The sequence below is a fragment of the Comamonas serinivorans genome, from assembly GCF_002158865.1.
Lineage (GTDB): Bacteria > Pseudomonadota > Gammaproteobacteria > Burkholderiales > Burkholderiaceae_C > Comamonas_E > Comamonas_E serinivorans.
This window is the reverse complement of sequence record NZ_CP021455.1, coordinates 3313729-3334523: the sequence shown is the minus strand read 5'-3', so window position 1 is coordinate 3334523 and position 20795 is coordinate 3313729. Positions and strand designations below refer to the sequence as shown.

At 67.8% G+C, this 20795-nt stretch carries 16 protein-coding genes and 1 tRNA gene; 7 read left to right on the top strand and 10 right to left on the bottom strand.

The annotated features are described in order from the left end of the window. Window positions 1–540: 540 nt before the first annotated feature. The 3 genes from CCO03_RS14180 to phaR form a co-directional block, all read right to left on the bottom strand. On the bottom strand, window positions 541–960 hold the full coding sequence (locus CCO03_RS14180; protein ID WP_087282080.1) for a group III truncated hemoglobin: 420 nt from the start codon (window positions 958–960) through the stop codon (window positions 541–543). 243 nt (window positions 961–1203) lie between these two features. Then, window positions 1204–2616 carry a 30S ribosomal protein S12 methylthiotransferase RimO gene (gene rimO / locus CCO03_RS14170; protein ID WP_087282076.1) on the bottom strand — a complete coding sequence of 471 codons (1413 nt, stop codon included), beginning with the start codon at window positions 2614–2616 and terminating at the stop codon, window positions 1204–1206. Window positions 2617–2915: 299 nt separating this feature from the next. Then, the gene (gene phaR, locus CCO03_RS14165) at window positions 2916–3422 is read right to left on the bottom strand and encodes a polyhydroxyalkanoate synthesis repressor PhaR (RefSeq protein ID WP_087282074.1); all 507 of its coding nucleotides are present in this window, start codon (window positions 3420–3422) and stop codon (window positions 2916–2918) included. 322 nt (window positions 3423–3744) lie between these two features. Between phaR and CCO03_RS14160 the strand changes: the two genes are divergently transcribed. Next, window positions 3745–3821, top strand: a tRNA-Val gene (locus tag CCO03_RS14160). A gap of 259 nt (window positions 3822–4080) precedes the next feature. On the opposite strand, the gene CCO03_RS14155 is transcribed toward CCO03_RS14160, so the two are convergent. From CCO03_RS14155 to ftsY, 3 genes are all read right to left on the bottom strand, one after another. After that, window positions 4081–4629, bottom strand: a complete 549-nt coding sequence (locus CCO03_RS14155) for a DUF4256 domain-containing protein (RefSeq protein WP_087282072.1) — start codon at window positions 4627–4629, stop codon at window positions 4081–4083. A 47-nt stretch (window positions 4630–4676) separates the two neighbouring features. Next, the gene (locus tag CCO03_RS14150; RefSeq protein ID WP_087282071.1) at window positions 4677–5777 is read right to left on the bottom strand and encodes an NAD(P)/FAD-dependent oxidoreductase; all 1101 of its coding nucleotides are present in this window, start codon (window positions 5775–5777) and stop codon (window positions 4677–4679) included. 96 nt (window positions 5778–5873) lie between these two features. After that, on the bottom strand, window positions 5874–7007 hold the full coding sequence (ftsY, locus tag CCO03_RS14145; protein ID WP_087282069.1) for a signal recognition particle-docking protein FtsY: 1134 nt from the start codon (window positions 7005–7007) through the stop codon (window positions 5874–5876). Window positions 7008–7189: 182 nt separating this feature from the next. Between ftsY and CCO03_RS14140 the strand changes: the two genes are divergently transcribed. Both CCO03_RS14140 and CCO03_RS14135 read left to right on the top strand, forming a co-directional pair. Then, window positions 7190–8629, top strand: coding sequence for a M16 family metallopeptidase (locus tag CCO03_RS14140; RefSeq protein ID WP_087282067.1), 1440 nt, complete (start codon window positions 7190–7192; stop codon window positions 8627–8629). A 45-nt stretch (window positions 8630–8674) separates the two neighbouring features. Further along, window positions 8675–10051, top strand: a complete 1377-nt coding sequence (locus tag CCO03_RS14135) for a M16 family metallopeptidase (RefSeq protein ID WP_087282065.1) — start codon at window positions 8675–8677, stop codon at window positions 10049–10051. A gap of 535 nt (window positions 10052–10586) precedes the next feature. Here CCO03_RS14135 and CCO03_RS14130 read toward each other — a convergent pair. The 4 genes from CCO03_RS14130 to CCO03_RS14115 form a co-directional block, all read right to left on the bottom strand. Next, window positions 10587–11015, bottom strand: a complete 429-nt coding sequence (locus CCO03_RS14130) for a GFA family protein (protein WP_087282064.1) — start codon at window positions 11013–11015, stop codon at window positions 10587–10589. 48 nt (window positions 11016–11063) lie between these two features. Further along, on the bottom strand, window positions 11064–11864 hold the full coding sequence (locus CCO03_RS14125) for an SDR family NAD(P)-dependent oxidoreductase (protein WP_087282062.1): 801 nt from the start codon (window positions 11862–11864) through the stop codon (window positions 11064–11066). Window positions 11865–11973: 109 nt separating this feature from the next. After that, complete coding sequence (locus CCO03_RS14120) at window positions 11974–13305, bottom strand: MFS transporter (protein ID WP_236903842.1); 1332 nt, start codon at window positions 13303–13305, stop codon at window positions 11974–11976. Window positions 13306–13862: 557 nt separating this feature from the next. After that, entirely contained in the window at window positions 13863–14843 is a 981-nt protein-coding gene (locus tag CCO03_RS14115) for an NADPH:quinone oxidoreductase family protein (protein WP_087282058.1), read from the bottom strand. A gap of 227 nt (window positions 14844–15070) precedes the next feature. Here CCO03_RS14115 and surE point away from each other — a divergent pair, with 227 nt between their 5' ends. The 4 genes from surE (at window position 15071) to CCO03_RS14095 (ending at window position 20693) form a co-directional block, all read left to right on the top strand. Then, the gene (surE, locus tag CCO03_RS14110; protein WP_087282056.1) at window positions 15071–15865 is read left to right on the top strand and encodes a 5'/3'-nucleotidase SurE; all 795 of its coding nucleotides are present in this window, start codon (window positions 15071–15073) and stop codon (window positions 15863–15865) included. Next, a complete protein-coding gene (locus tag CCO03_RS14105; RefSeq protein WP_087282054.1) occupies window positions 15862–16662 on the top strand; it encodes a protein-L-isoaspartate(D-aspartate) O-methyltransferase in 801 nt (266 codons plus the stop codon). The genes surE and CCO03_RS14105 overlap by 4 nt, the downstream gene beginning before the upstream one ends. A gap of 13 nt (window positions 16663–16675) precedes the next feature. Continuing rightward, window positions 16676–17518 carry a peptidoglycan DD-metalloendopeptidase family protein gene (locus CCO03_RS14100; protein ID WP_236903840.1) on the top strand — a complete coding sequence of 281 codons (843 nt, stop codon included), beginning with the start codon at window positions 16676–16678 and terminating at the stop codon, window positions 17516–17518. A 226-nt stretch (window positions 17519–17744) separates the two neighbouring features. Further along, window positions 17745–20693 (top strand): aconitate hydratase, encoded by a 2949-nt coding sequence (locus CCO03_RS14095; RefSeq protein WP_087282052.1) that lies wholly within the window; start codon window positions 17745–17747, stop codon window positions 20691–20693. The last annotated feature ends 102 nt before the right edge of the window (window positions 20694–20795 follow it).

Below are 20795 nucleotides of genomic sequence, written 5' to 3'. Positions count from 1 at the left end.
GTAGGGCAGTATGCGCTTGTTGCTGTTCAACATGAAATGGAATGAGCGGCATACTGCCTTGATTGTTGCCGTGGCCACGCATCCGCTGTTCATGCCCGCCCATTGGCGCCGCAGAGCCCTGGGTGCCCTGGTCGCGTGGTGGATGCGCCTCAACAGGTCGGCCATGCGTCGGGGCGAGATGGTTCATTCGCATGGGCGGCGTGCTGAGGACGGTGTTGCCGCGCTGGTCGCCCTGGACCCTTGGGGGTATGCCAGCCGTCTGTGGGGCCCGGCTGAAGTGGATGGACTGTGCGGAGGAGGCTGTCAACTGGCTGCGCGGTGCAACCGGATGCACAGAACGCGGCGCACGACTTGCAGCGCCTGCCTGGCTTTTTGGCCTCTGCGGCACAGTCTGCTGTGAACAGGTTGCTGTGGTCGCTCGTGCCGGGAACTGGGACTTGCAGACAGGAGCCCTGCAGCGTCGAGCGGAGAAACGTCCCATCGGCGACGGCGACGATCCGCCTGTGGGCGAGGTCGCCCCGGACTGCACCCGCATCCAGGTCAGTGTTTCGGCAAGGCTGTCGGCAAGGCCTCGGGGTGGTGGTGCGTTTGATAGCCCAGCCACAGGCTTTGTGCGATGCGTTCCGCCATCACGCAGGCCTGCGTGGCCATGGCCTGGTTGGGCTGCATCGCTGCGTTCTCGCGAAACAGGGTCAACCAGCGCTGAAACAGGTCCGCCGACAGGCCTGGCAAGGCCGCATGCTTGGGCATGGGGGCGCCGGAGAAGCGCCCGGTGCGCCGCAAGATCGCCGACCAGAAATCCACCAGCTGCGCCAGGTGCTCGTCCCAGTCGTGGATGTGCGCGTTGAAGATAGGGCTCAGCACCGGGTCCTGCCGGACACGGGCGTAGAAGCTGTGCACGAGCGTCACCACCTCGGCTTCGGAGCACAGCGTGCCGGGGGACAAGGGGATGGCCTTCATGCGGGTTGGGTGACGCAGCGGGGCGTGACCGCGCGCAACGCATTGCTGCTTTCTGCAATCAGCATGCGCAGGAACTTGGGATGGTGTTGCCGCGGGTGCGTTTCAAGGAAGCTGCGCGCCTTGGGGCAGACCGCTACGAGATTCATCTGGATGGGCATGCACCACGCACGCTGAATGGTTCCGGGAGTATGTATCGATTGCCGTTGTTCAGAAAACGACAAGGGATGCATACTGGTCAAGCGATCAAATCGGCAAGGCCACCAAGTCGTGGCCTTGCGTGTCCACGATGCGGGCGCGCGTGAACTCGCCCACTTTCATGGTCTTGCTGATCTTTTCGGGCGGCAGCAGGCGCACCACGCCGTCGATCTCGGGTGCATCGGCGTAGCTGCGGCCCACCCCGCCGCGCTTGCCCAGGCCGGGCGCGCTGTCCACCAGCACCTGCATGGTGGCGCCCACGCGGCGACGCAGCCTGGCCGTGGACACGGATTCGGCCACAGCCATGAAGCGCGCGCGGCGGGCTTCGCGCTCGGCCTCGGGCAGCATGCCGGGCAGGGCGTTGGCGGTGGCGCCGTCGACAGGGCTGTAGGCAAAGCAGCCGGCCCGGTCGATCTGCGCTTCGCGCACGAAGTCCAGCAGGTGTTCGAATTCGGCCTCGGTTTCGCCCGGGAAGCCGGCGATGAAGGTGGAGCGGATGACCAGCTCGGGGCAGATCTCGCGCCAGCGCTGGATGCGCTCCAGGTTGCGCTCGCCGCTGGCCGGCCGCTTCATGCGCTTGAGCACATCGGGGTGGCTGTGCTGCAGCGGCACATCGAGGTAGGGCAGCACCTTGCCTTCGGCCATCAGCGGCAGCAGCTCGTCCACATGCGGATAGGGGTACACATAGTGCAGGCGCACCCAGGCCCCAAAGGGTTGAGCCAGGTCGCCCAGGGCCTGCACCAGCTCGAACATGCGGGTCTTCACCGGCCGGCCGTCCCAGAAGCCGGTGCGGTACTTCACGTCCACACCATAGGCCGAGGTGTCCTGGCTGATGATGAGCAGCTCTTTCACGCCGCCTTCGAACAGCGCGCGTGCTTCTTTCAGCACGTCGCCAATCGGGCGGCTGACCAGATCGCCCCGCATGGACGGGATGATGCAGAACGTGCAGCGGTGGTTGCAGCCTTCGCTGATCTTCAGGTAGGCGTAGTGCTTGGGTGTGAGCTTGATGCCGGCATCGCCGAAGGCGCCGGGCACCAGGTCCACAAACGGGTCGTGCGGCTTGGGCAGGAACTGGTGGACTGCATCCATCACCTCTTGTGTGGCGTGCGGGCCGGTCACCGCCAGCACGCTGGGGTGGATGCTGGCCACCATGTTGCCGCCGTCGGCCGCCTGTTTGGCGCCCAGGCAACCGGTCACGATGACCTTGCCGTTTTCAGCCAGAGCTTCGCCGATCGTGTCCAGGCTTTCCTTGACGGCGTCGTCGATGAAGCCGCAGGTGTTGACGATGACCAGGTCGGCACCGTTGAAGGTCTTGGCGGTCTCGTAGCCTTCGGCGGACAGCTGCGTGAGGATCAACTCGCTGTCGGTGAGGGCCTTGGGGCAGCCCAGCGACACGAAGCCCACTTTCGGGGGCTTGGCGGGGGTCGGCGTGGGGGTTGTGGGGGTGAGTACGTCGCTCATGGCGTATTGTCCCAGTTCTGGGTCAAGAGGCGGGCCGCCGGAGGCGGCGACCCGAGAGTGTGGTTCAGCGGCGTGAAGCGTCGGAGGGCGGGCGTTGTGGCCCGGTTGCGTTCAGGTGACGTGCCCGCTCAGGGGTCTGGTCCAGGCAGTTGTGGGTGAGCATGAAGAAACCACCAGGTAGTATCAGGTGGCTTGCGTTTAATGGACAACGAGAATGGCTGGATACTGGATGGCACGAAGCGCAGGGACGCGCCAAGTGCCGTCCAGTCGGCAGGCGTTGCGCGGCCGGCGAGCCAGACTCAGCGCTTGAGGCCGAACATCTCCAGCATCTGCTCGGTCTGCTTCTTCATCTGTTCCTGCATCTGCTCTTGCACGGCGCCCATGGGGTTGGCCGGCAGCTTCATGTACTGGGCCCAGGCCTCGGGCGAAAACGACTTGGCCTGGTCCTGCATGCGCGACTGCATCTCCGAGAAGGCCGCCACGTTGCGCTCCAGGTAGGCGCCCATGAAGCCCTGCATGGTGTGGCCGTAGAACCGGATGATGTTGGCCAGCGCCGCTTCCGAGAACATCGGCGCGCCGCCGGCTTCTTCTTCCAGGATGATCTGCAGCAGGATGCTGCGCGTCAGGTCTTCACTGGTCTTGGCATCGCGCACGCGCACGCGCTCGCCCGCAATCACCATCTCCTTGACCTGGGCCAACGTGATGTAGGTCGAGGTGGCCGAGTCGTAGAGCCGGCGGTTGGGGTATTTCTTGATGACGCGGACGCCGCTGTCATCGGCTGTTGTGGAATCGTGGTCTTGAGGCACCCAGGTGCTCCTCGCAGGCAGACCCGGCCCTGCACGGCCAAGTCATGGGATGCTGCGCATGTTGCAGTGCAGCAGATTTTACGACCGCCGCCGCGCATCGCACAGCCCCGGCGGTGACGCGGCGTGGGGCGGAGGGGATTGGGCAACTTGATGTCTTGATGACTGCGGCATCGGGGCGAATGACAAAGGCTGCAGCCGCAGGTGGCGCGCGGTTCAGTGGTTCGGCAACCGAAGAAGGAAGCGGGTGTTGGCGGAAAATTTTCAATCCAGTTGCGTGAGCTGAAAATTGCGTGCTATACTTTCAGCTTCTCGAACGAACAACAGGCGCGTAGCTCAGTTGGTTAGAGCACCACCTTGACATGGTGGGGGTCGTTGGTTCGAATCCAATCGCGCCTACCAATGACGGTTCGATGCTCAGGTAACTTCCTGGCCATGCCCCGATCTTGGATGCCAAGCCTGTTGAAAGGCCCGATCTCACAAAGATCGGGCCTTTTTCTTTGGGCCGCTCAGCGTCACCAATTCGGGGCACTCACCTTGGTGTTCTCGTGTGCTCTCCGCTGAGCAATGCCTGTGCATCGATGAGTATGTCCCGTTAGCCGTTTGTCACCAAAAGGTGGTGCCGCCATACTGCCTTCAAAAAACAGCCCGTGGCGATCACTCACACCCACAGCAGGCTGCGAAAGCCGCGCACCGCGTAGTACGACGAGGCGCCGTTGTGGTAGGTGAACACCTGGCCGTAACGGCGGTCGCCGAACAGGGCGCCGCCCTGGGCGCGCATGTCGGGCGGGGTCAGCAGCCAGCTCGAGGTTTTGGTGTCGAAGGCATCGAGCCGCTGCAGCGCGCGGTATTGCTCGGGCGTCAGCAGCTGTGTGCCCATGGCCTGGGCCAGGTCCAGGGCGCTGCCTGCCGGCGGATGGGCCTTGCGCTCGGCCAAGGCGGCGCCGTCGTAGCAGAGGCTGCGGCGGCCGCTGGGGCTTTGCGGCGCGCAGTCGCACAGGCACACCGGGCCCAACGGATCGTCGTCGGCATTCAGCACCACCGCATCGGGTTCGCCGCCCGAGGCTTCCATGAGGCGCAGGCTGTCCAGCGCTTTGGGGTTGGCCTCGATGCGGCCACGCACTGCAGGCCACGTCAGCCGGGGATGGCGGTGCATGTGCTGCTCAAAACGCGCCTGCAGGGTGTGCAGCACATCGATGTCGGCCGTCATGGGGCGATCCTGGTTCGTCGTGTGAGCAGGTCAGGCGTGCGGAGGGTTCACTCGATGGGGGCAGGCACCAGGCCGTCCAGCAGCCGGGCATCGCGCCGGTGCTTCCAGTTCCAGACTTCGCGGCCTTCCAGGGCGAGAGGCCCCCAGGTCACGATGGCCTGGCGGTTGCCGCTGCTGACCACGCGCAGGGCCCGGCCATGCTTGGGCGCATTCTTGAAGTTGCCGCCCTGCAGCGCCACGCGCAGGTTGTTGTCGAAGACGGGGCCCAGGGCTTCATCGGCCGCGTCATGGGCGATGAAGATCTGGCGGTGGCTTTCGCTTTGCAGGCGTTCGTTCACCTCGGCAAAGCCCTGGTTGTCGATCACCAGGCCGGTGTGGCTGAGCCAGGCGGCTGGCTTGGGTGGCAGGGCGATGACGGGGGCGTCGCAGCTCAGCGTGAGTTCGCCCTCGAGGTGGATGGTGCCTGGCGTGAAGCCCAGCACCGGCGTGGGCACGATGGCCACGCCCAGCTGCTTCAGGCGTGCAAGCACCTTGCGCTGCAGGCCCTGGGGGGCGTCGTCGAACAGCGGCTGGCCGTGGGTCAGCAGGCTGACCCGGCTGCCCTGGGGCTGCCACAGGCCTTGGGCGGCGCACATGGCCAGCTCAGCGGCGCCCAGATCGTGGCCGACGATGGCCACGTGCATGGGGCGCTGCTGGGCCAGCGCTTCCAGCTGGGGCCACAGCTGGCCAAAGGCCTCGAGCGGGTGCAGGAACATGGCGTTCTGGCGCGCGCCGGGCAGCTCGGCCTCGACGGCGGTGCGGTCGATCAGCGGCTCCAGGTTCACGGCCAGCACGTCGTACGACAGGGTGTGACCGCTGCTCAGCTGCACCATGCGGCCGACCGGATCGAGGCCCGTGGGCACGGCGGCGATGTAGTCGGCCCCGGCGGCCTCCAGCACGGTTTGCAGCGGCCGGCGGCAGTCGTCCAGCGCCAGGTTGCCGGCCACGTAATCGCCCAGCATGGCCGGATCGGTGAAATGCGGGTGCGGCGCGACGAAGGTGATGCGCATGTCGCCGCTGCGGTTGTCGGCAAAGCTGCGCAGCGCGTGGAGGTTGGCGCGGCCCGCGCCGAGCATCAGCAGGTGTTTTTGGGCAACGGTGGCGTTCATGAGCGGGTCGTCGATGGGCGCTGCTGGCGCGCGGAGTGAAAAGTCTGGCACACGGGACTGAGTGCCAGCGCGGCGCTGCGGTTCCCGCCCAGGTGCTCAGTCGAGCAGTGCATGGGCGAACTCGCGTGCGTGGAAGGTCTCCAGGTCCTCGAGCTTTTCGCCCACGCCGATGAAATACACGGGCAGTGGCTTCTCGCGTGCGATGGCGCACAGCACGCCCCCTTTGGCCGTGCCGTCGAGTTTGGTGACCACCAGGCCGGTGAGCTGCAGCACCTCGTCAAACGCCTTGACCTGGGCCAGGGCGTTCTGACCGGTGTTGCCGTCGATGACCAGCAGGCACTCGTGCGGCGCCGTCACGTCGGCCTTCTGCACCACGCGGCGGATCTTGCGCAGCTCTTCCATGAGGTGGGCCTGCGTGGGCAGGCGGCCTGCCGTGTCCACCAGCACCACGTCCTTGCCGCGTGCGCGGCCGGCCGCCACGGCGTCGAAGCTCACGGCGGCGGGATCGGCCCCTTGCTGGCTGATGATCTCGACACGGTTGCCGGGGTCCAGCTCGCGCGCGCTCAGGTCATGGGTGTTGCGGTCGGCCCAGGCGGCCAGCTGCTCGCGGGCGGCGGCGCGGAAGGTGTCGGCCGCGGCCAGCAGCACGGTGGCGCCGCCTGCGGCCAGGTGGCGGGTGAGCTTGCCGATGGTGGTGGTTTTGCCGGCCCCGTTCACGCCGGCCACCATGATGACCGTCGGGTGGTACTCCCCCACGATCAGCGATTTTTCGAGCGGCGCGAGCATGTCGGCGATGGCATCGGCCAGCAGCGCCTTGACCTGGGCGGGCTCGGTGGCCCGCGTGTCCTTCACGCGTTGGCGCAGGTCGTCCAGCAGCGCGGTGGTGGCGGCCACGCCGGTGTCGGCCATGAGCAAGGCGGCTTCCAGCTCTTCGTACAGCGCCTCGTCGATCTTGGTGCCGCCCGTGAACACGTCGGCAATGCTGTTGCTGGTCTTGGATAAGCCTGATTTAAGGCGCTGCAGCCATCCTGCGCGGGCGGCTTCGGTGGCTTCGGTTTCGGCTGCAGGCTCGGCAACCGGAGGCACGACCGGTGCCGGTGCGGCCATCGGCTCGACCACCGCGATGGCCGCGGTCGGCGCCGCTGGCACGGGCAGATCGGCCTCCGGGCTGACGGGCGCTGCGGGTTGGGCGGGCGTGGGGGCCGACTTTTTGCGGAAAAAACTGAACATCGATGGCTTTTAGGGATCACTTGCATTCTATGAAATTGCGCCGTTGCGCTTGGTTGCAAGCGCACCAAGCCTTTCCCTCGCGCAGAATCGACGCGCACACCCAACCGCATGGGCCCCGAGGCCCTGCATCGAACGAGGACACCATGAGTGAGTCAACCGGCGCGCAGCGCCAAGCTGGATGGATGCTGCGCCGCGTGGCGCTGGCGGTCGCTTTGACCTGGGGGGCGTCGGCCAGCTGGGCTGAACCCGCATCAGCGCCCGCGCCTGCTGCCACGACCTCCGCGGCCCGGGCACCCGCGGCCACCCCGCTGTTCACGCGCACGCTGCCCAACGGCATGCAGCTCATCGTCAAGGTGGACAGGCGCGCGCCCACGGCGGTGCACATGGTGTGGGTGCGCGCCGGGGCGTATGACGAGGGCGAAGGCGTCAGCGGCGTGGCCCACGTGCTCGAGCACATGATGTTCAAGGGCACGCAGCGGCTCCAGCCCGGCGAGTTCTCGCGCCGCGTCGCCGCGCTGGGTGGGCAGGAGAACGCCTTCACCACCATGGACTACACCGGCTACTACCAGCAGATTCCCAAGGACAAGCTGGCTGACGTGATGCGCCTGGAAGCCGACCGCTTTGCCAACAACCGCTGGCCCGACGACGAGTTCACGAAAGAGCTGGCCGTGGTGAAGGAGGAGCGCCGCATGCGCACCGACGACAACCCGCGCTCGCGCCTGTTCGAGCTGGTCAACGCCACCTCGTTCGTGGCCAACCCCTACCACCGGCCGGTGATCGGCTGGATGGGCGACCTCGACAGCCTGGCGCCCGATGACGTGCGCGATTTCCACCGCCGCTGGTATGTGCCCGCCAACGCTGCCGTCGTGGTCGCTGGCGACGTGAACCCCGAGCAGGTGTGGCAGCTGGCCCAGCAGACCTACGGCAAGATCCCCAAGCGCGCGGTGCCCACTCGCAAACCCATGCCCGAGCCCGAGCAGCAGGGCATGCGTCGCGTCAGCCTGAAGGCGCCCGCCGAACAGGCCTACGTGATCCTGGCCTTCAAGGTGCCGCAGCTCACCCGGCTGGACGACAGCGCCGACACGCGCGATGCCTTGGCGCTCACGGTGTTGTCAGCCGTGCTGGACGGGTACGGCGGCGCGCGTCTGGACCGCGCGCTGATGCAGGGCCCCGACCGCGTGGCCGACAGCGCGAGCACCGGCAATGGCTTGTTTGGCCGCGGCCCGCAGCAGTTCTTCATGATGGGCGTGCCCGCGGCCGGCAAGACCGCCGAACAGGTCGAGGCGGCCCTGCGCGCCGAGGTGGCGCGGGTGGCCAAGGAGGGCATTTCCGAGCAGGAGCTGGCGCGCGTGAAAACGCAGTGGACGGCCAGCCAGGTGTACGAGCTCGATTCGCTCATGAACCAGGCGCGCGAGCTGGGCGCGGCCTGGGTCCAGGGGCTGCCGCTGGACTTGAACCCGGCGCTCATCGCGGCGCTGAACCGGGTCACCGCCAAGCAGGTGCAAGACGTAGCCCAGCGCTACTTCGGTGACGACGGCCTGACCGTGGGCACGCTGATTCCGGTGACTGGCGCCGCGCCGGCCCGGCCCGCGCCGGCCGGCCCGCAGGGCGAGCTGCACTGACGCGCGAAGCAGCCCCGTTGCCCATCGAATGACATTGGAGTATTCATGAATTTCCGTTCAAGCTACATCGCCATTGGCGCCATACTGGTGATGGGGTTCGCCGGCTCTGTGCAGGCCGCCATCCCCATCGAGCGCTGGCAGCAGGCCAGCGGCGCGCAGGTGTATTTCGTGCCCAGCCCCGGGCTGCCCATGGTCGACGTGCAGATCGACTTCGACGCCGGCGAGCGCCTGGTGCCTGCGGCCCAGGCCGGCCTGGCGCAGGCCACGGCCAGCATGCTGCAGCAGGGCGTGGCCGCTGGCGGCGGCCAGCCCGCCATGGACGAAAACCAGCTGGGCGAAGCCTGGGCCGACCTGGGTGCGAGCTTTGGCGCCAGCGCCAGCAACGACCGCTTCTCGGTCAACCTGCGCTCGCTCACCGACCCCAAGCTGCTGACACCCGCCGTGCAACTGGCCGCGCATCAGCTGGGCCATGCCAGTTTTCCCGACGCCATCTGGCAGCGTGACCGCGCGCGCTGGACGGCGGGGCTGAAAGAGGCCCTGACGCGGCCCGGCACCGTGGCCGCGCTGGCCTATCAGAAGGCGGTGTTCGGCAGCCATCCCTACGGCCAGGAGCCGGACGCGCAGACCTTGGCCGCGATCGGCGTGACCGACATGCAGGCGTGGCGCGACCAGCGCCTGGCGCCGTGCCGTGCCAAGGCCACGGTGGTGGGCGCGGTCGACCGCGCCCAGGCCGACGCGCTGGTCCAGACGCTGCTGGCCCAGTTGCCGGCCGCCAGCAGCGGGGCCTGCCCGGCGCCGGCTCAGTCGCAGCCCGTGCCGGCCCTGACCCAGGCCACGGTCGTCAACCAGCCCTTTGCCGCCGCCCAGGCCCAGGTGCTGATGGGGCAGCCCGGCTATGCACGCCAGGACCCGCGCCACTTCGCGTTCTTCGTCGGCAACCACATCCTGGGTGAGGGCTTCACCTCGCGCCTGGTGAACGAGGTGCGCGAGAAGCGCGGCTTGTCCTACAGCGTGGGCAGCGACTTCTCGCCGGGCCTGGCGGGGGGCAGCTTCACCATCGGCCTGCAGACCAAGCCCGAGCAGGCCCAGCAGGCGCTGAAGGTGGCGCAGGACGTGCTGCGCGACTACGTCACGCGCGGCCCGACCGAGGCGGAGATGAACGCCGCCAAGGCCAACCTGACGGGCAGCTTCCCGCTGCGCATCGACAGCAACCGCAAGCTGCTGCTCAACGTGGCCAACATCGCCTGGAACAACCTGCCGCTGGATTACCTGGACACCTGGACGCGCCAGGTCAACGCTGTCACCGCGCAGCAGGTCAAGGCTGCGTTTGGCGAGCTCATCCACCCCGACCGCCTGGCCGTGGTGCTCGTCGGGGCCCAACCCGCAGCCGACGCCGCGGCGCCGGCGGGCGACTCGAAGTGACGGCGGTGGCCGAGGGGCCTGGAGCGGGCTGAACGCGCCATGGCGCGACGCGGCCCGCCCGGAACCACGGGCCGAGTGGGGTTGGGCGGCCGATTTGGCGTTGCGGTGGTCGGGCGCGGATGCCGCGCTAGCCTGGGTGTCGGCAGTCAGCGCATTCATGCCAGTTGTAATGGCAGTATGGGTCTAACGCCTTTTTAAAATCATCGGGCAGTGCGCCATACTGGGTCAAAAGAAGCGCGATCGACCTGCGCGGCAGCGTACCCTGGGCCGGGCGCGAGGCGCCCGCGAACCGCGGCGAGTGAGGCTGGGCATGGTGTGTCCGCGCCCCAGCCCACGCTGATCCATCCCGTCACCACCGAGGCCGAAGGCGGTGAGCCTGCGGCCGGGTGACATTGACCGCGCCGCGGGGGGCGCGATGTATCGACCACGCCGCGGGGGCGCGATGTGTTGGGCACCACGCGTGAGCGGCCTGCGCCGACATCGGCCAGTCATGCCGGGTGCGGCGAGCGGTGCCCCCCGCCGCCCGGCCTGCGTGTCAGCGCCCCTTGGCGGCGCTGGGCAGGCCGGCAAACACCGCCCAGGGCAGGGCGGAGTCGGTCCAGACCTGCATGCGCGGCGCGTCGGCAGGCGGGGCGTCCAGGCTGCCGAGCTTGACGATGAGCTTGCCCGGCATCAGGCCGGCGCGCGAGGCCAGCGACGAGCCGCAGCGGTCGCAGAACAGCCGCTCCAGCGTGTGGCCCGATTCGGGCTGGTCGGCGTAGGCCGCCGGTGGCAGGCCGTCCCAGCTGACCTGCGCCTCATCCAGCACCAGGTTGAGGGAGTAGGCGCTGCCCGAGGTGCGCCGGCAATGGCTGCAATGGCATGCGACGACGGCAGGCAGCTCGCCGGCGATGCGGTAGCGCCGCTGGCCGCACAGGCAGCCGCCGGCGTGAAGGGTGGACGAGGAGGTCGGGGCGGAAGTCATGGCGTCTCCGGGTGTGGGCGGCCCATTGTGCGATCGGCGGTCGGCCGGTCAGCACGCCGAGTAGGCGCCGTCGACGACCAGCTCGGCGCCGCTGGTGTAGGCGGCCGCGTCGCTGAGCAGGAAGGCGATGGTGCCGGCGATCTCGTCCGCCTGGCCCAGGCGCCGCATGGGGATGCGGCTGGACCACTGCGCCAGGGCCTCGTCGCGGCTCAGGGGCCGGCCTTGCGCGTCGCGCGGGGGCTCGTGCGCCGCGCCCAGGGCGGTGAGGGTGGGGCCGGGGTGCACGCTGTTGACGCGGATGCCGTCGGGCGCCAGTTCCACGGCGGCGGCCTTGGTCAGCATGAGGATGGCGCCCTTGCTGGCGGAATAGGCCGCATAGCGCTGGCCGGCGATCTGGCCGAAGATGGACGAGACGTTGACGATGGAGGCCGTGCCGCCCTGGGCCTGCACGGCCGCGCGCATCAGGGGCAGGGCACCCTGCATGCCCATGAACGGGCCTTCCACGTTGATGCGGTATTGGCGCTGCAGGTCGGCCACCGAGGCCTGGTCGAACGGCCCGGCGAGCATGATGCCGGCGTTGTTCACCAGGCCGTGCAGCTGCCCGTTGGCCTGCTGCGCCACCTGGGCGAACACGCGGTCCCAGTCGGCTTGCTCGGTGACGTCGTGCGTCAAGGTGTGGAAGGCGCCGGCCTGGTCACCCAGGTCGGCGGCGGTTTCGGCCAGGCCGGCCGGGTTCAGGTCGGTGGCGAAGACGGTGGCACCCTGCTGGGCCAGCAGGCGGGCGGTGGCCCGGCCGATGCCCGAGCCGGCACCGGTGACGACGATGGTTTTGCCGTGAAGGATGGTCATGAGGACTCCGTTGTGCTGAAGCAGTGATGGGTGGCAGTATGGCCCATTTTCCGTTGTATAAAAAAGGGCAACAAGGCCATACTGCCTTGAATAACTGGAACTGCCGCAATCAGGCCGGCTGTTGCTGTTGGCTGAACGCGGCCACGCGGTTGTTGATGAGGCTGAAGGCCAGCGCCTGCAGCAGGCCGAAGGCGGCGATGACGTAGAAGTTCTGCGCGTGCGGCAGCTCCATCGCGATCAGCGTGCCGATGATGATGGGCGCGGCGATGCCGCCAATGCGCCCCACGCCGGCGGCCATGCCCACGCCCGTGGCCCCGATGTCCACCGGGTAGTACTGCCCCACATAGGCATAGGCCAGGCCCTGGCCGCCGGACATGGTGAAGCCGACGATGAAGACCAGCAGCGCCACCATGTTGGGGGACATCTGCTGCGCCAGCATGGCCGTGGCGACGGCGCCGCACACCAGCATGGTGGTCAATACGCGCTTCATGCCCAGGCGATCGGCCAGCCAGCCGCTGCCAAAGCTGCCCAGGGCCGAGCCGCAGTTGAGCAGCAGCAGGAACATGAGGGCCGATTTGAGGCTGTAGCCCGCCATGGCCATGAGTTTGGTCAGCCACGAGTTGAGCGCATACAGCATGAACAGGCCCGAGAAGAAGCCCACCCACAGCATCACCGTGCTGAAGCCCCGGCCGTCCTGGAACAACCGGGCCAGTGGCACCTTGGCCTGTTGCTGGGGCTGCGGCGCGAACACCTCGGCATCGGCGGGCAGGGCCTGCTGGGGCACGATGCGTCGCGCCAGCGCGCGCAGGGCGGTTTGGTCGTTGCGGCTTTGCAGCACAGCGGCCGATTCGGGCAGGTACTTCAGCAGCACGGGAATCAGCAGCACCGGCAGGCCGGCGAGGTAGAACACGATCTGCCAGCCGAAACTGTCCAGCAGCGAGCGGCCCAGCAGCGCGGCCAGCACGCCGCCCAGGGCATAGGCGGCGAACACCGCGGTGGTGATGAACGAGCGCGATCGGCGTGGCGCGAACTCGGCGATGGTGGCCGTGACCGCCGGCACCACGCCGCCCAGGCCCAGGCCGGCGATGAAGCGCAGCACGCCGAAGGTCCACACGTCGGTGGCCAGGCCACAAGCGGCGGTGAACACGCTGAAAATGAACACGCTGATGGCGATGGCCTTCACGCGGCCGATGCGGTCGGCCAGCGTGCCCAGCACCATGGCGCCGAGCATCATGCCCACGAGCGCGGCGCTGGCCAGCACGCCGGCGGCGCCGGCCTCGATCTTCAGATCGGCCATCAGCGAGGGCAGGGCCACGCCGATGACCGTGAGGTCATAGCCATCGATGAGCAGGATGAGGGCGCACAGGGCGACCAGCCATTTCTGCAGCGGCCCCATGGGCGCGTCGTCGGCCATCTGCCGGATGTTGATGCGTTGCGTCACGAACAGTCTCCTGATGTTTGAATTGCTTTGTCATGCCTCGTTGCGGCCTGCGCGTCGTGCCAACGCAGTCACAAATGAGAACAAGAATTCTATTTCTGAGAAACGATTGAAGACCAGCGCCAAATGCGCCGCGCCAGGCACGCTGTGACACGCGGGGGACACCGGATGATTCGGTCTCGAAAGGGAGAAGGGCGGCGTACTGGAACGTGAGTCGGATGGACGGGAAGAGGGCGGATGGCATCTGTCCACGGCGTGCATCGCCCCAAGCGGCAGCGCGGTCGTTTGACCGGTGCGGGGGAAGGTCATGCTGGCCGCGGCCACCGAAGGGGCAGGTGCGCGGCCGACGGGCCGACTGCGGGGCACCTGCGCGGGCCGGCGGGGTGCGGGTGATCGAGAGGATCTGGGTTGTGACCCCAAACGCGCGTTCACGTGGCCCCCGGGCCCATGGCGCAGACGTGGTGCAGCGGCACCTGATGCGCGAGGTGATCGGCTCTGCCTGTGAGGCGCGCATGAAAAAGGCGCCCGCAGGCGCCTTCAGGGTGCACGGCGGGCTGCGCTCAGCCTTCGTTCACCAGCACCAGTTTGCCCTTGACGCCGCGCGAGGCCATGTAGGCGTAGGCGTCGTGCAGCTTGTGCATGGGCATGGTCTGGTCGATCAGCGGCTTGATCTTGCCTTCCTTGTACCACTGCAGCAGCTCGGCCTTGTCCTTGGCGTAGGCCTCGGGTTCGCGGCGCGCGTACTCGCCCCAGAACACGCCCACGATGTCGGCGCTCTTGAGCAGCGGCAGGTTCAGCGGCAGCTTGGGGATGTCGCCACCGGCGAAGCCGATGACCAGGTAGCGGCCACGCCAGGCGATGGAGCGGAAGGCCGGCTCGGCGAACTTGTCGCCCACGGGGTCGTAGATCACGTCCGGACCCTTGCCGCCCGTGAGGCGCTTGAGGGCTTCACGCAGGTCTTCGGTGCTGTAGTTGATGGTTTCGTCGGCGCCCAGCTGCTTGGCGATGGCGCACTTCTCGTCGGTCGAGGCCGCGGCGATCACCTTGGCACCGGCCACCTTGCCCAGCTGCACGGCGGCCGAACCCACGCCACCCACGGCGCCCAGTACCAGCAGCGTTTCACCGGCCTGCAGGCGGCCGCGGTCGAACAGCGCATGCTGCGTGGTGCCGTAGGTCATGACGAAGGCCGCGCCGTCGACGAAGGGGAAGTCGTCGGGCAGGGCCACGCACTTGCCTTCCATCGCCAGGGCGTGGGTGCCAAAGCCGCCGTGCCCGCCCAGGGCGGCCACGCGCTGCCCCACCTTGAGGGTGGTGACCCCTTCGCCCACGGCCTCGACCACGCCGGCGAATTCCGAGCCCGGCACGAACGGCGGCTCGGGCTTGAACTGGTACTTGTTTTCGACGATGAGCAGGTCGGGGAAATTCAGGCTGGCGGCATGCACGCGCACGCGCACCTGGCCGGGGCCGGGCTGTGGATCGGGCGCTTCGCGCCATTCCAGGGTGTCAACGCCAGTGGGATTGGGGCAGAACCAGCCGTGCATGAGGTCTCCGGTAAAACAAGGTGAAAACAGGGCGCCCGACCGCTGATCTGCTCAGTCGGCCAGGCGGCTCGCCGCATCATAGGCGGCCAGGCTCAGGGGCTTGTCCCATGGGCGATTGGTGCGCAAAGCCCGGCCGGCGGCCGGTGTGCGGACGCTTGCGGCCGGCTGGGCAAGCCATCTGGGCGGCGGGCCGCAGGCGCTGGCGCACCCCCTACAATTGCTTGCAAATGAAGATCTTGTTGAGCAATGACGATGGCCACCAGGCCTTGGGCCTGATGGCCTTGTTCGCCGCGCTCAAGGACATCGCCGACGTGGAGGTGGTGGCCCCCGAGCACAACAACAGCGCCAAGTCGAACGCGCTGACGCTGAACGCGCCGCTGTACGTGCATCAGGCCGGTGAGGGCGTGCGCTACGTGAACGGCACGCCTGCCGATTGCGTGCACATCGCGCTCACGGGCTTGCTCGACTACACGCCCGACCTCGTGATTTCGGGGATCAACAACGGCGCCAACATGGGTGACGACACCATCTATTCGGGCACCGTGGGCGCGGCCATGGAGGGCTACCTGTTCGGCATCCCGGCGATCGCGTTTTCGCTGGTCGACAAGGGCTGGCCCCACCTCGACACGGCCGTGGCCGCCGCCAAGGCGCTGATACAGGACCTGGCCCCCATGGTGGCGCGACGCAAGCACGAGCACCGCGTGCCGCCGCCGTGGCTGCTCAACGTCAACGTGCCCAGCGTGCCGCTGGGCGACTTGCAGCCGCCCAAGATCTGCCGCCTGGGCCGGCGGCACAGCGCTGAGCGCGTGATTCAGCAGCTGAGCCCGCGCGGCGACACCATGTACTGGATCGGTGCCGCCGGGGCCACCATGGATGGCGCACCCGGCACCGATTTCCACGCCACGGCGCAAGGCCATGTCGCCATCACGCCCTTGATGGTGGACCTCACCGCGCATCAGGACCTGGCGTATTGGTCGCAGGCCTTGCACAGCATGCGATCGCCGTCGCAGCAGCAGACATGAACGAGCCTCAGCGTCCCCGCTTTCCGGCGCGGCTCGATCTGGGGGGCAAGCCGGCGGCGCAGGCGCCCACGGCGAGTGCTCGGCCGCGCCCCGCGCCCGCGCCAGGCGCAGCGCCCCCCGCCTGGCCGCCGGGTTTCGCGCTGCCGACCGTCTCGGGCGACCGGGCGGCGCCGCGCCAGCGTCTGCTGCAGCTGCTGGCGCAGCAGGGCGTTCAGGACCTGGCGGTGCTGACGGCCATGGGCAAGGTCGAGCGCCACCGCTTCATCGATCCCGCGCTGGAGGGTCAGGCCTACGAAGACACGTCGCTGCCGATCGGCCTGGGCCAGACCATCTCCAAACCCGGTGTGGTGGCGCGCATGCTGAGCCTGCTGCGCGAGGGCCACAGCGGCCGGCTCGGGCGCGTGCTCGAAATCGGTACCGGATGCGGCTACCAGGCGGCCGTGCTCAGCGAGCTGGCGACCGAGGTCTACAGCATGGAGCGCCTGCGCGCCATGCACGACAAGGCGCGCGAAAACCTGCGCACGCTGCGCATCCCCAACATCCACCTCCTGATGGGTGACGGCAACCTGGGCTACCCCCAGGGCGCACCGTATGCCGCCATCATTTCGGCCGCCGGGGGCGATGCCATTCCCCAGACCTGGCTGGCGCAGCTCGCCGTGGGCGGACGCCTCGTGGCCCCCACCGTCACGGGGCCGGGTACACAGTCGTTGATGGTGGTGGAGCGCACGCCGCAGGGCTTTACCCAGCGCGTTCTCGAGGCCGTTTTGTTCGTCCCTTTAAAATCCGGGGTTGCTTGAAGAGGAACACGGTATGAACGCAGGCTTTCGATCAGCTTGGAACGGGGTGGCCTTGGCGGCCATGTTGGCCGCAATTGCGGGGTGCAGCTCCAGCCCCACACGCGCCCCAGTGGAAGATCGCGGACAGACGGCGGGCGCAGCGCCCGCGCCGACGGTCAATCAGGTTGATCCCCGCAGCTTGCCCGGCTACGAAAACATGGGCAAGCCCGGTTACTACACTGTGCAGCGCGGCGACACCGTGCGCAAGATCGCGCTCGACCACGGCCAGAACTGGCGCGATGTGATCCGCTGGAACGCCCACGTGGTGCCCGATCCGAACGCCATCGAAGTGGGCCAGGTCCTGCGCGTGTCGCCGCCGCCCGGTGCCGCCCCGAGTGCACCGGTCGTGGCCGCCGCGCCTGCCCCGGCGCCCAGCGTGAGCGAGTTGCCTGCGGCCGGCTCGGCTTCGCCGGCGCCTGCGCCCACGCAGCCGCGCGCCACGGGGGGCGAAGAAGTCGCCTTCATCTGGCCCGCGTCGGGCAGCATCATTGCCGGCTACGACGAAGCCAAGAACAAGGGCATCGACATCGCCGGCAAGGCGGGCGACCCCGTGGTGGCCGCGGCAGACGGCAAGGTGGTGTATGCGGGCTCCGGCCTGCGCGGCTACGGCCAGCTCATCATCCTCAAGCACAACAACACCTACCTGACGGCCTATGCGCACAACCGCGCCCTGCTGGTCAAGGAAGACCAGTCCGTGACCAAGGGCCAGAAGATCGCCGAAATGGGCAACACCGATGCCGACCGCGTGAAGCTGCATTTCGAGGTTCGCCGCCAGGGCAAGCCCACCGATCCGTCGCGCTACCTGCCGGCGCGCTGAGCTTCTCATCGCTATACCCAGTATGGGCCGGTTGCCGTTCAAATTTGAACGACAACCGGCCCATACTGCTTTCAAGGTGAGTGTGGGACAGGCCATGCCATGACGCCCCGTGCGGTGCTCGCCGCCCGCGGCGGCGGGAAGCGTCAAGGAGTTGCACAATCGGTGCCAGAGCGGGCGTGACGCAGCAGCGGGGCGCCCAATCGGAACTTCGATAAGGATCCCCAAGATGACAGCCGTGAAGTCCAAAGCCCCAGCGAAATCCAGCGCCGCAGCGCGAGCCAAGTCCGGCGCGAAGGCCAGCAAGCCTGCCAAGCACGCCTTCGCGGCCACGCTGAAGAAATTCAAGACCCGCTCGGGCAAGTCGGGCCAGTATTACTCGCTGCCGGCTTTGGCCAAGCAATTCCCCGCAGTGAACCGCTTGCCGGTGTCGATTCGCATCGTGCTCGAGTCGGTGCTGCGCCACTGCGATGGCAACAAGGTCACGGTCGATCACGTGGCCCAGGTGGCGAACTGGCAGCCCACGGCCCCCCGCACCGATGAGATTCCCTTCACCGTGGCCCGCGTGGTGCTGCAGGACTTCACCGGCGTGCCGCTGCTGGCCGATCTGGCGGCCATGCGGTCGACGGCCAAGGCGCTGGGCAAGGACCCGCGCCGCATCGAGCCGCTGGTGCCCGTGGACCTGGTGGTCGACCACTCGGTGATGGTCGATTACTACGGCCGCAAGGATGCGCTCGACCTGAACATGAAGCTGGAGTTCAACCGCAACAAGGAGCGCTACCAGTTCATGAAGTGGGGCATGCAGGCCTTCGACACCTTTGGCGTGGTGCCGCCCGGCTTTGGCATCGTTCACCAGGTGAACCTGGAGTACCTGGCGCGTGGCGTTTACAAAGAAACGGCATCTGACGTGTACTACCCCGACAGCCTGGTGGGCACCGACAGCCACACGACCATGATCAATGGCGTGGGCGTGGTGGCCTGGGGTGTGGGCGGCATCGAGGCCGAAGCCGCGATGCTGGGGCAGCCGGTCTACTTCCTGACCCCCGATGTGGTGGGGTTCGAGCTGACGGGGGCGCTGCGCGAGGGCGTGACCGCCACCGACCTGGTGCTGACCGTGACCGAGATCCTGCGCAAGGAGAAGGTGGTCGGCAAGTTTGTCGAGTTCTTTGGCGAAGGCACGCGCAGCCTGACCGTGCCCGACCGCGCCACCATCGCCAACATGGCGCCCGAGTACGGCGCCACCATGGGCTTCTTTCCCGTGGACGAGCGCACGCTGGATTACTTCCAGGGCACGGGTCGCAAGAAGAGCGAGATCGAGCTGTTCGAGGCCTATTTCAAGGCGCAGGGCTTGTTCGGCGTGCCGGGCAAGGGCGAGATCGACTACACGCACGTGGTCTCGCTGGACCTGAGCACGGTGGCGCCCAGCCTGGCCGGCCCCAAGCGCCCGCAGGACCGCATCGAGATCGGCCACGTGGCGAACCAGTTCACCACGCTGTTCTCAGCCCCCATGGCGAACAACGGGTTCAACCGCCCGCAGGACGAGCTGGATCGGCGCGTGCCGCTGGACTGCGGCGCCGAGCTCAGCCAGCCCGCGGCCAAGGCGAAGGCCACGCCCGCCGGTGCGGCACGCAACGTGGCCGAGATGAGCGGCAACCGCGTCGACCTGCCGGCCGTGGCCGCTCCGGAAGAGGTCTGCCTGCTCGATGAGCAGGGGCGGGTGTCGATCGGCAATGGCGACGTGCTGATCGCGGCCATCACCAGCTGCACCAACACCTCCAACCCCAGCGTGATGCTGGCCGCGGGCCTGCTGGCCAAGAAGGCGGTCGAGGCGGGCCTCACGGTCAAGCCGCACATCAAGACCTCGCTCGCGCCCGGCTCGCGCATCGTGACCGAGTACCTCAGCGAGACCGGCCTGCTGCCGTACCTGGCCAAACTCGGATTCGCGCTGGCCGGCTACGGGTGCACCACCTGCATCGGCAACGCCGGTGACCTGGCGCCCGAGATCAACGAGGCCATCGTCGCCAACGACCTGGTGTGCGCGGCCGTGCTGTCGGGCAACCGCAACTTCGAGGCCCGCATCCACCCCAACCTGAAGGCGAACTTCCTGGCCAGCCCGCCGCTGGTCGTGGCCTACGCCATCGCCGGCAACGTGCGCGTGGACCTGATGACGCAGCCCGTGGGCAAGGGCAAGGGTGGCAAGGACGTGTTCCTGGGCGACATCTGGCCCAGCAGCGACGAGATCTACCAGCTGCTGAAGTTCGCGCTCAAGGGCAAGGCCTACCGGGAGAACTACGGCCTGGTCAAGAGCGAGCCCGGCAAGCTGTGGGAAAAGATCAAGGGCGTGACGGGCGAGGTCTACAACTGGCCCTCCAGCACCTACATCGCCGAGCCGCCGTTCTTCAAGGGCTTTGGGCTGGACCTGCCCCAGCCGCAGGGCGATGTGACTTCGCCCCATGCCGTGCGTGGCGCGCGCGTGATGGCCCTGTTTGGCGACTCCATCACCACCGACCACATCTCGCCGGCCGGCTCGATCAAGGAGAGCTCGCCGGCCGGCCTGTGGCTCAAGGAGCACGGCGTGATGAAGGCCGACTTCAACAGCTATGGCTCGCGCCGGGGCAACCACGACGTGATGATGCGCGGCACCTTTGCCAACGTGCGCATCAAGAACCTCATGATCCCGCCGCAGCCTGACGGCACGCGCGAGGAGGGCGGGGTGACGCTGTACCAGCCCACGGGCGAGAAGATGGCGATCTACGACGCAGCCATGAAGTACCAGGACGCCGGCGTGGGCACGGTGGTGTTCGCGGGCGAGGAGTACGGCACGGGCTCCAGCCGCGACTGGGCGGCCAAGGGCACGCAGTTGCTGGGCATTCAGGCCGTGGTGGCGCGCAGCTTCGAGCGCATCCACCGCTCGAACCTGGTGGGCATGGGCGTGCTGCCGCTGCAGTTCAAGGCCGGCGAAAGCTGGGAGAGCCTGGGCCTGACGGGCAACGAGCTCATCCACGTTGTGCCGCAGGCTGACCTGGCGCCGCAAAGCGACGCCCAGCTCATCATCGAGCGGGCCGATGGCAGCCGGCAGACCACCACGCTGACGCTGCGCATCGACACGCCGATTGAGGTCGAGTACTTCCAGAACGGCGGCATCCTGCCCTTTGTGCTGCGCCAGTTGCTGGCGTGATCGCCGCGGTTCGTCTGTAGCCCAAGGCTGAAGGCAGTATACGGGCATTGCCGTTCATTCATCAACGGCAATGCGTGCATGCTGCCATTTTTCATGAGGCAA

Bases quoted from the DNA above. Each gene is read 5' to 3' on its own strand.
- CCO03_RS14130 (WP_087282064.1), bottom strand. From the start codon at position 11,015: ATGACTTCCGCCCCGACCTCCTCGTCCACCCTTCACGCCGGCGGCTGC.
- CCO03_RS14135 (WP_087282065.1), top strand. From the start codon at position 8,675: ATGAATTTCCGTTCAAGCTACATCGCCATTGGCGCCATACTGGTGATG.
- surE (WP_087282056.1), top strand. From the start codon at position 15,071: ATGAAGATCTTGTTGAGCAATGACGATGGCCACCAGGCCTTGGGCCTG.
- CCO03_RS14105 (WP_087282054.1), top strand. From the start codon at position 15,862: ATGAACGAGCCTCAGCGTCCCCGCTTTCCGGCGCGGCTCGATCTGGGG.
- CCO03_RS14115 (WP_087282058.1), bottom strand. From the start codon at position 14,843: ATGCACGGCTGGTTCTGCCCCAATCCCACTGGCGTTGACACCCTGGAA.
- CCO03_RS14150 (WP_087282071.1), bottom strand. From the start codon at position 5,777: ATGAACGCCACCGTTGCCCAAAAACACCTGCTGATGCTCGGCGCGGGC.
- CCO03_RS14140 (WP_087282067.1), top strand. From the start codon at position 7,190: ATGCTGCGCCGCGTGGCGCTGGCGGTCGCTTTGACCTGGGGGGCGTCG.
- CCO03_RS14125 (WP_087282062.1), bottom strand. From the start codon at position 11,864: ATGACCATCCTTCACGGCAAAACCATCGTCGTCACCGGTGCCGGCTCG.
- ftsY (WP_087282069.1), bottom strand. From the start codon at position 7,007: ATGTTCAGTTTTTTCCGCAAAAAGTCGGCCCCCACGCCCGCCCAACCC.
- CCO03_RS14155 (WP_087282072.1), bottom strand. From the start codon at position 4,629: ATGACGGCCGACATCGATGTGCTGCACACCCTGCAGGCGCGTTTTGAG.
- rimO (WP_087282076.1), bottom strand. From the start codon at position 2,616: ATGAGCGACGTACTCACCCCCACAACCCCCACGCCGACCCCCGCCAAG.
- CCO03_RS14100 (WP_236903840.1), top strand. From the start codon at position 16,676: ATGAACGCAGGCTTTCGATCAGCTTGGAACGGGGTGGCCTTGGCGGCC.
- CCO03_RS14095 (WP_087282052.1), top strand. From the start codon at position 17,745: ATGACAGCCGTGAAGTCCAAAGCCCCAGCGAAATCCAGCGCCGCAGCG.
- CCO03_RS14180 (WP_087282080.1), bottom strand. From the start codon at position 960: ATGAAGGCCATCCCCTTGTCCCCCGGCACGCTGTGCTCCGAAGCCGAG.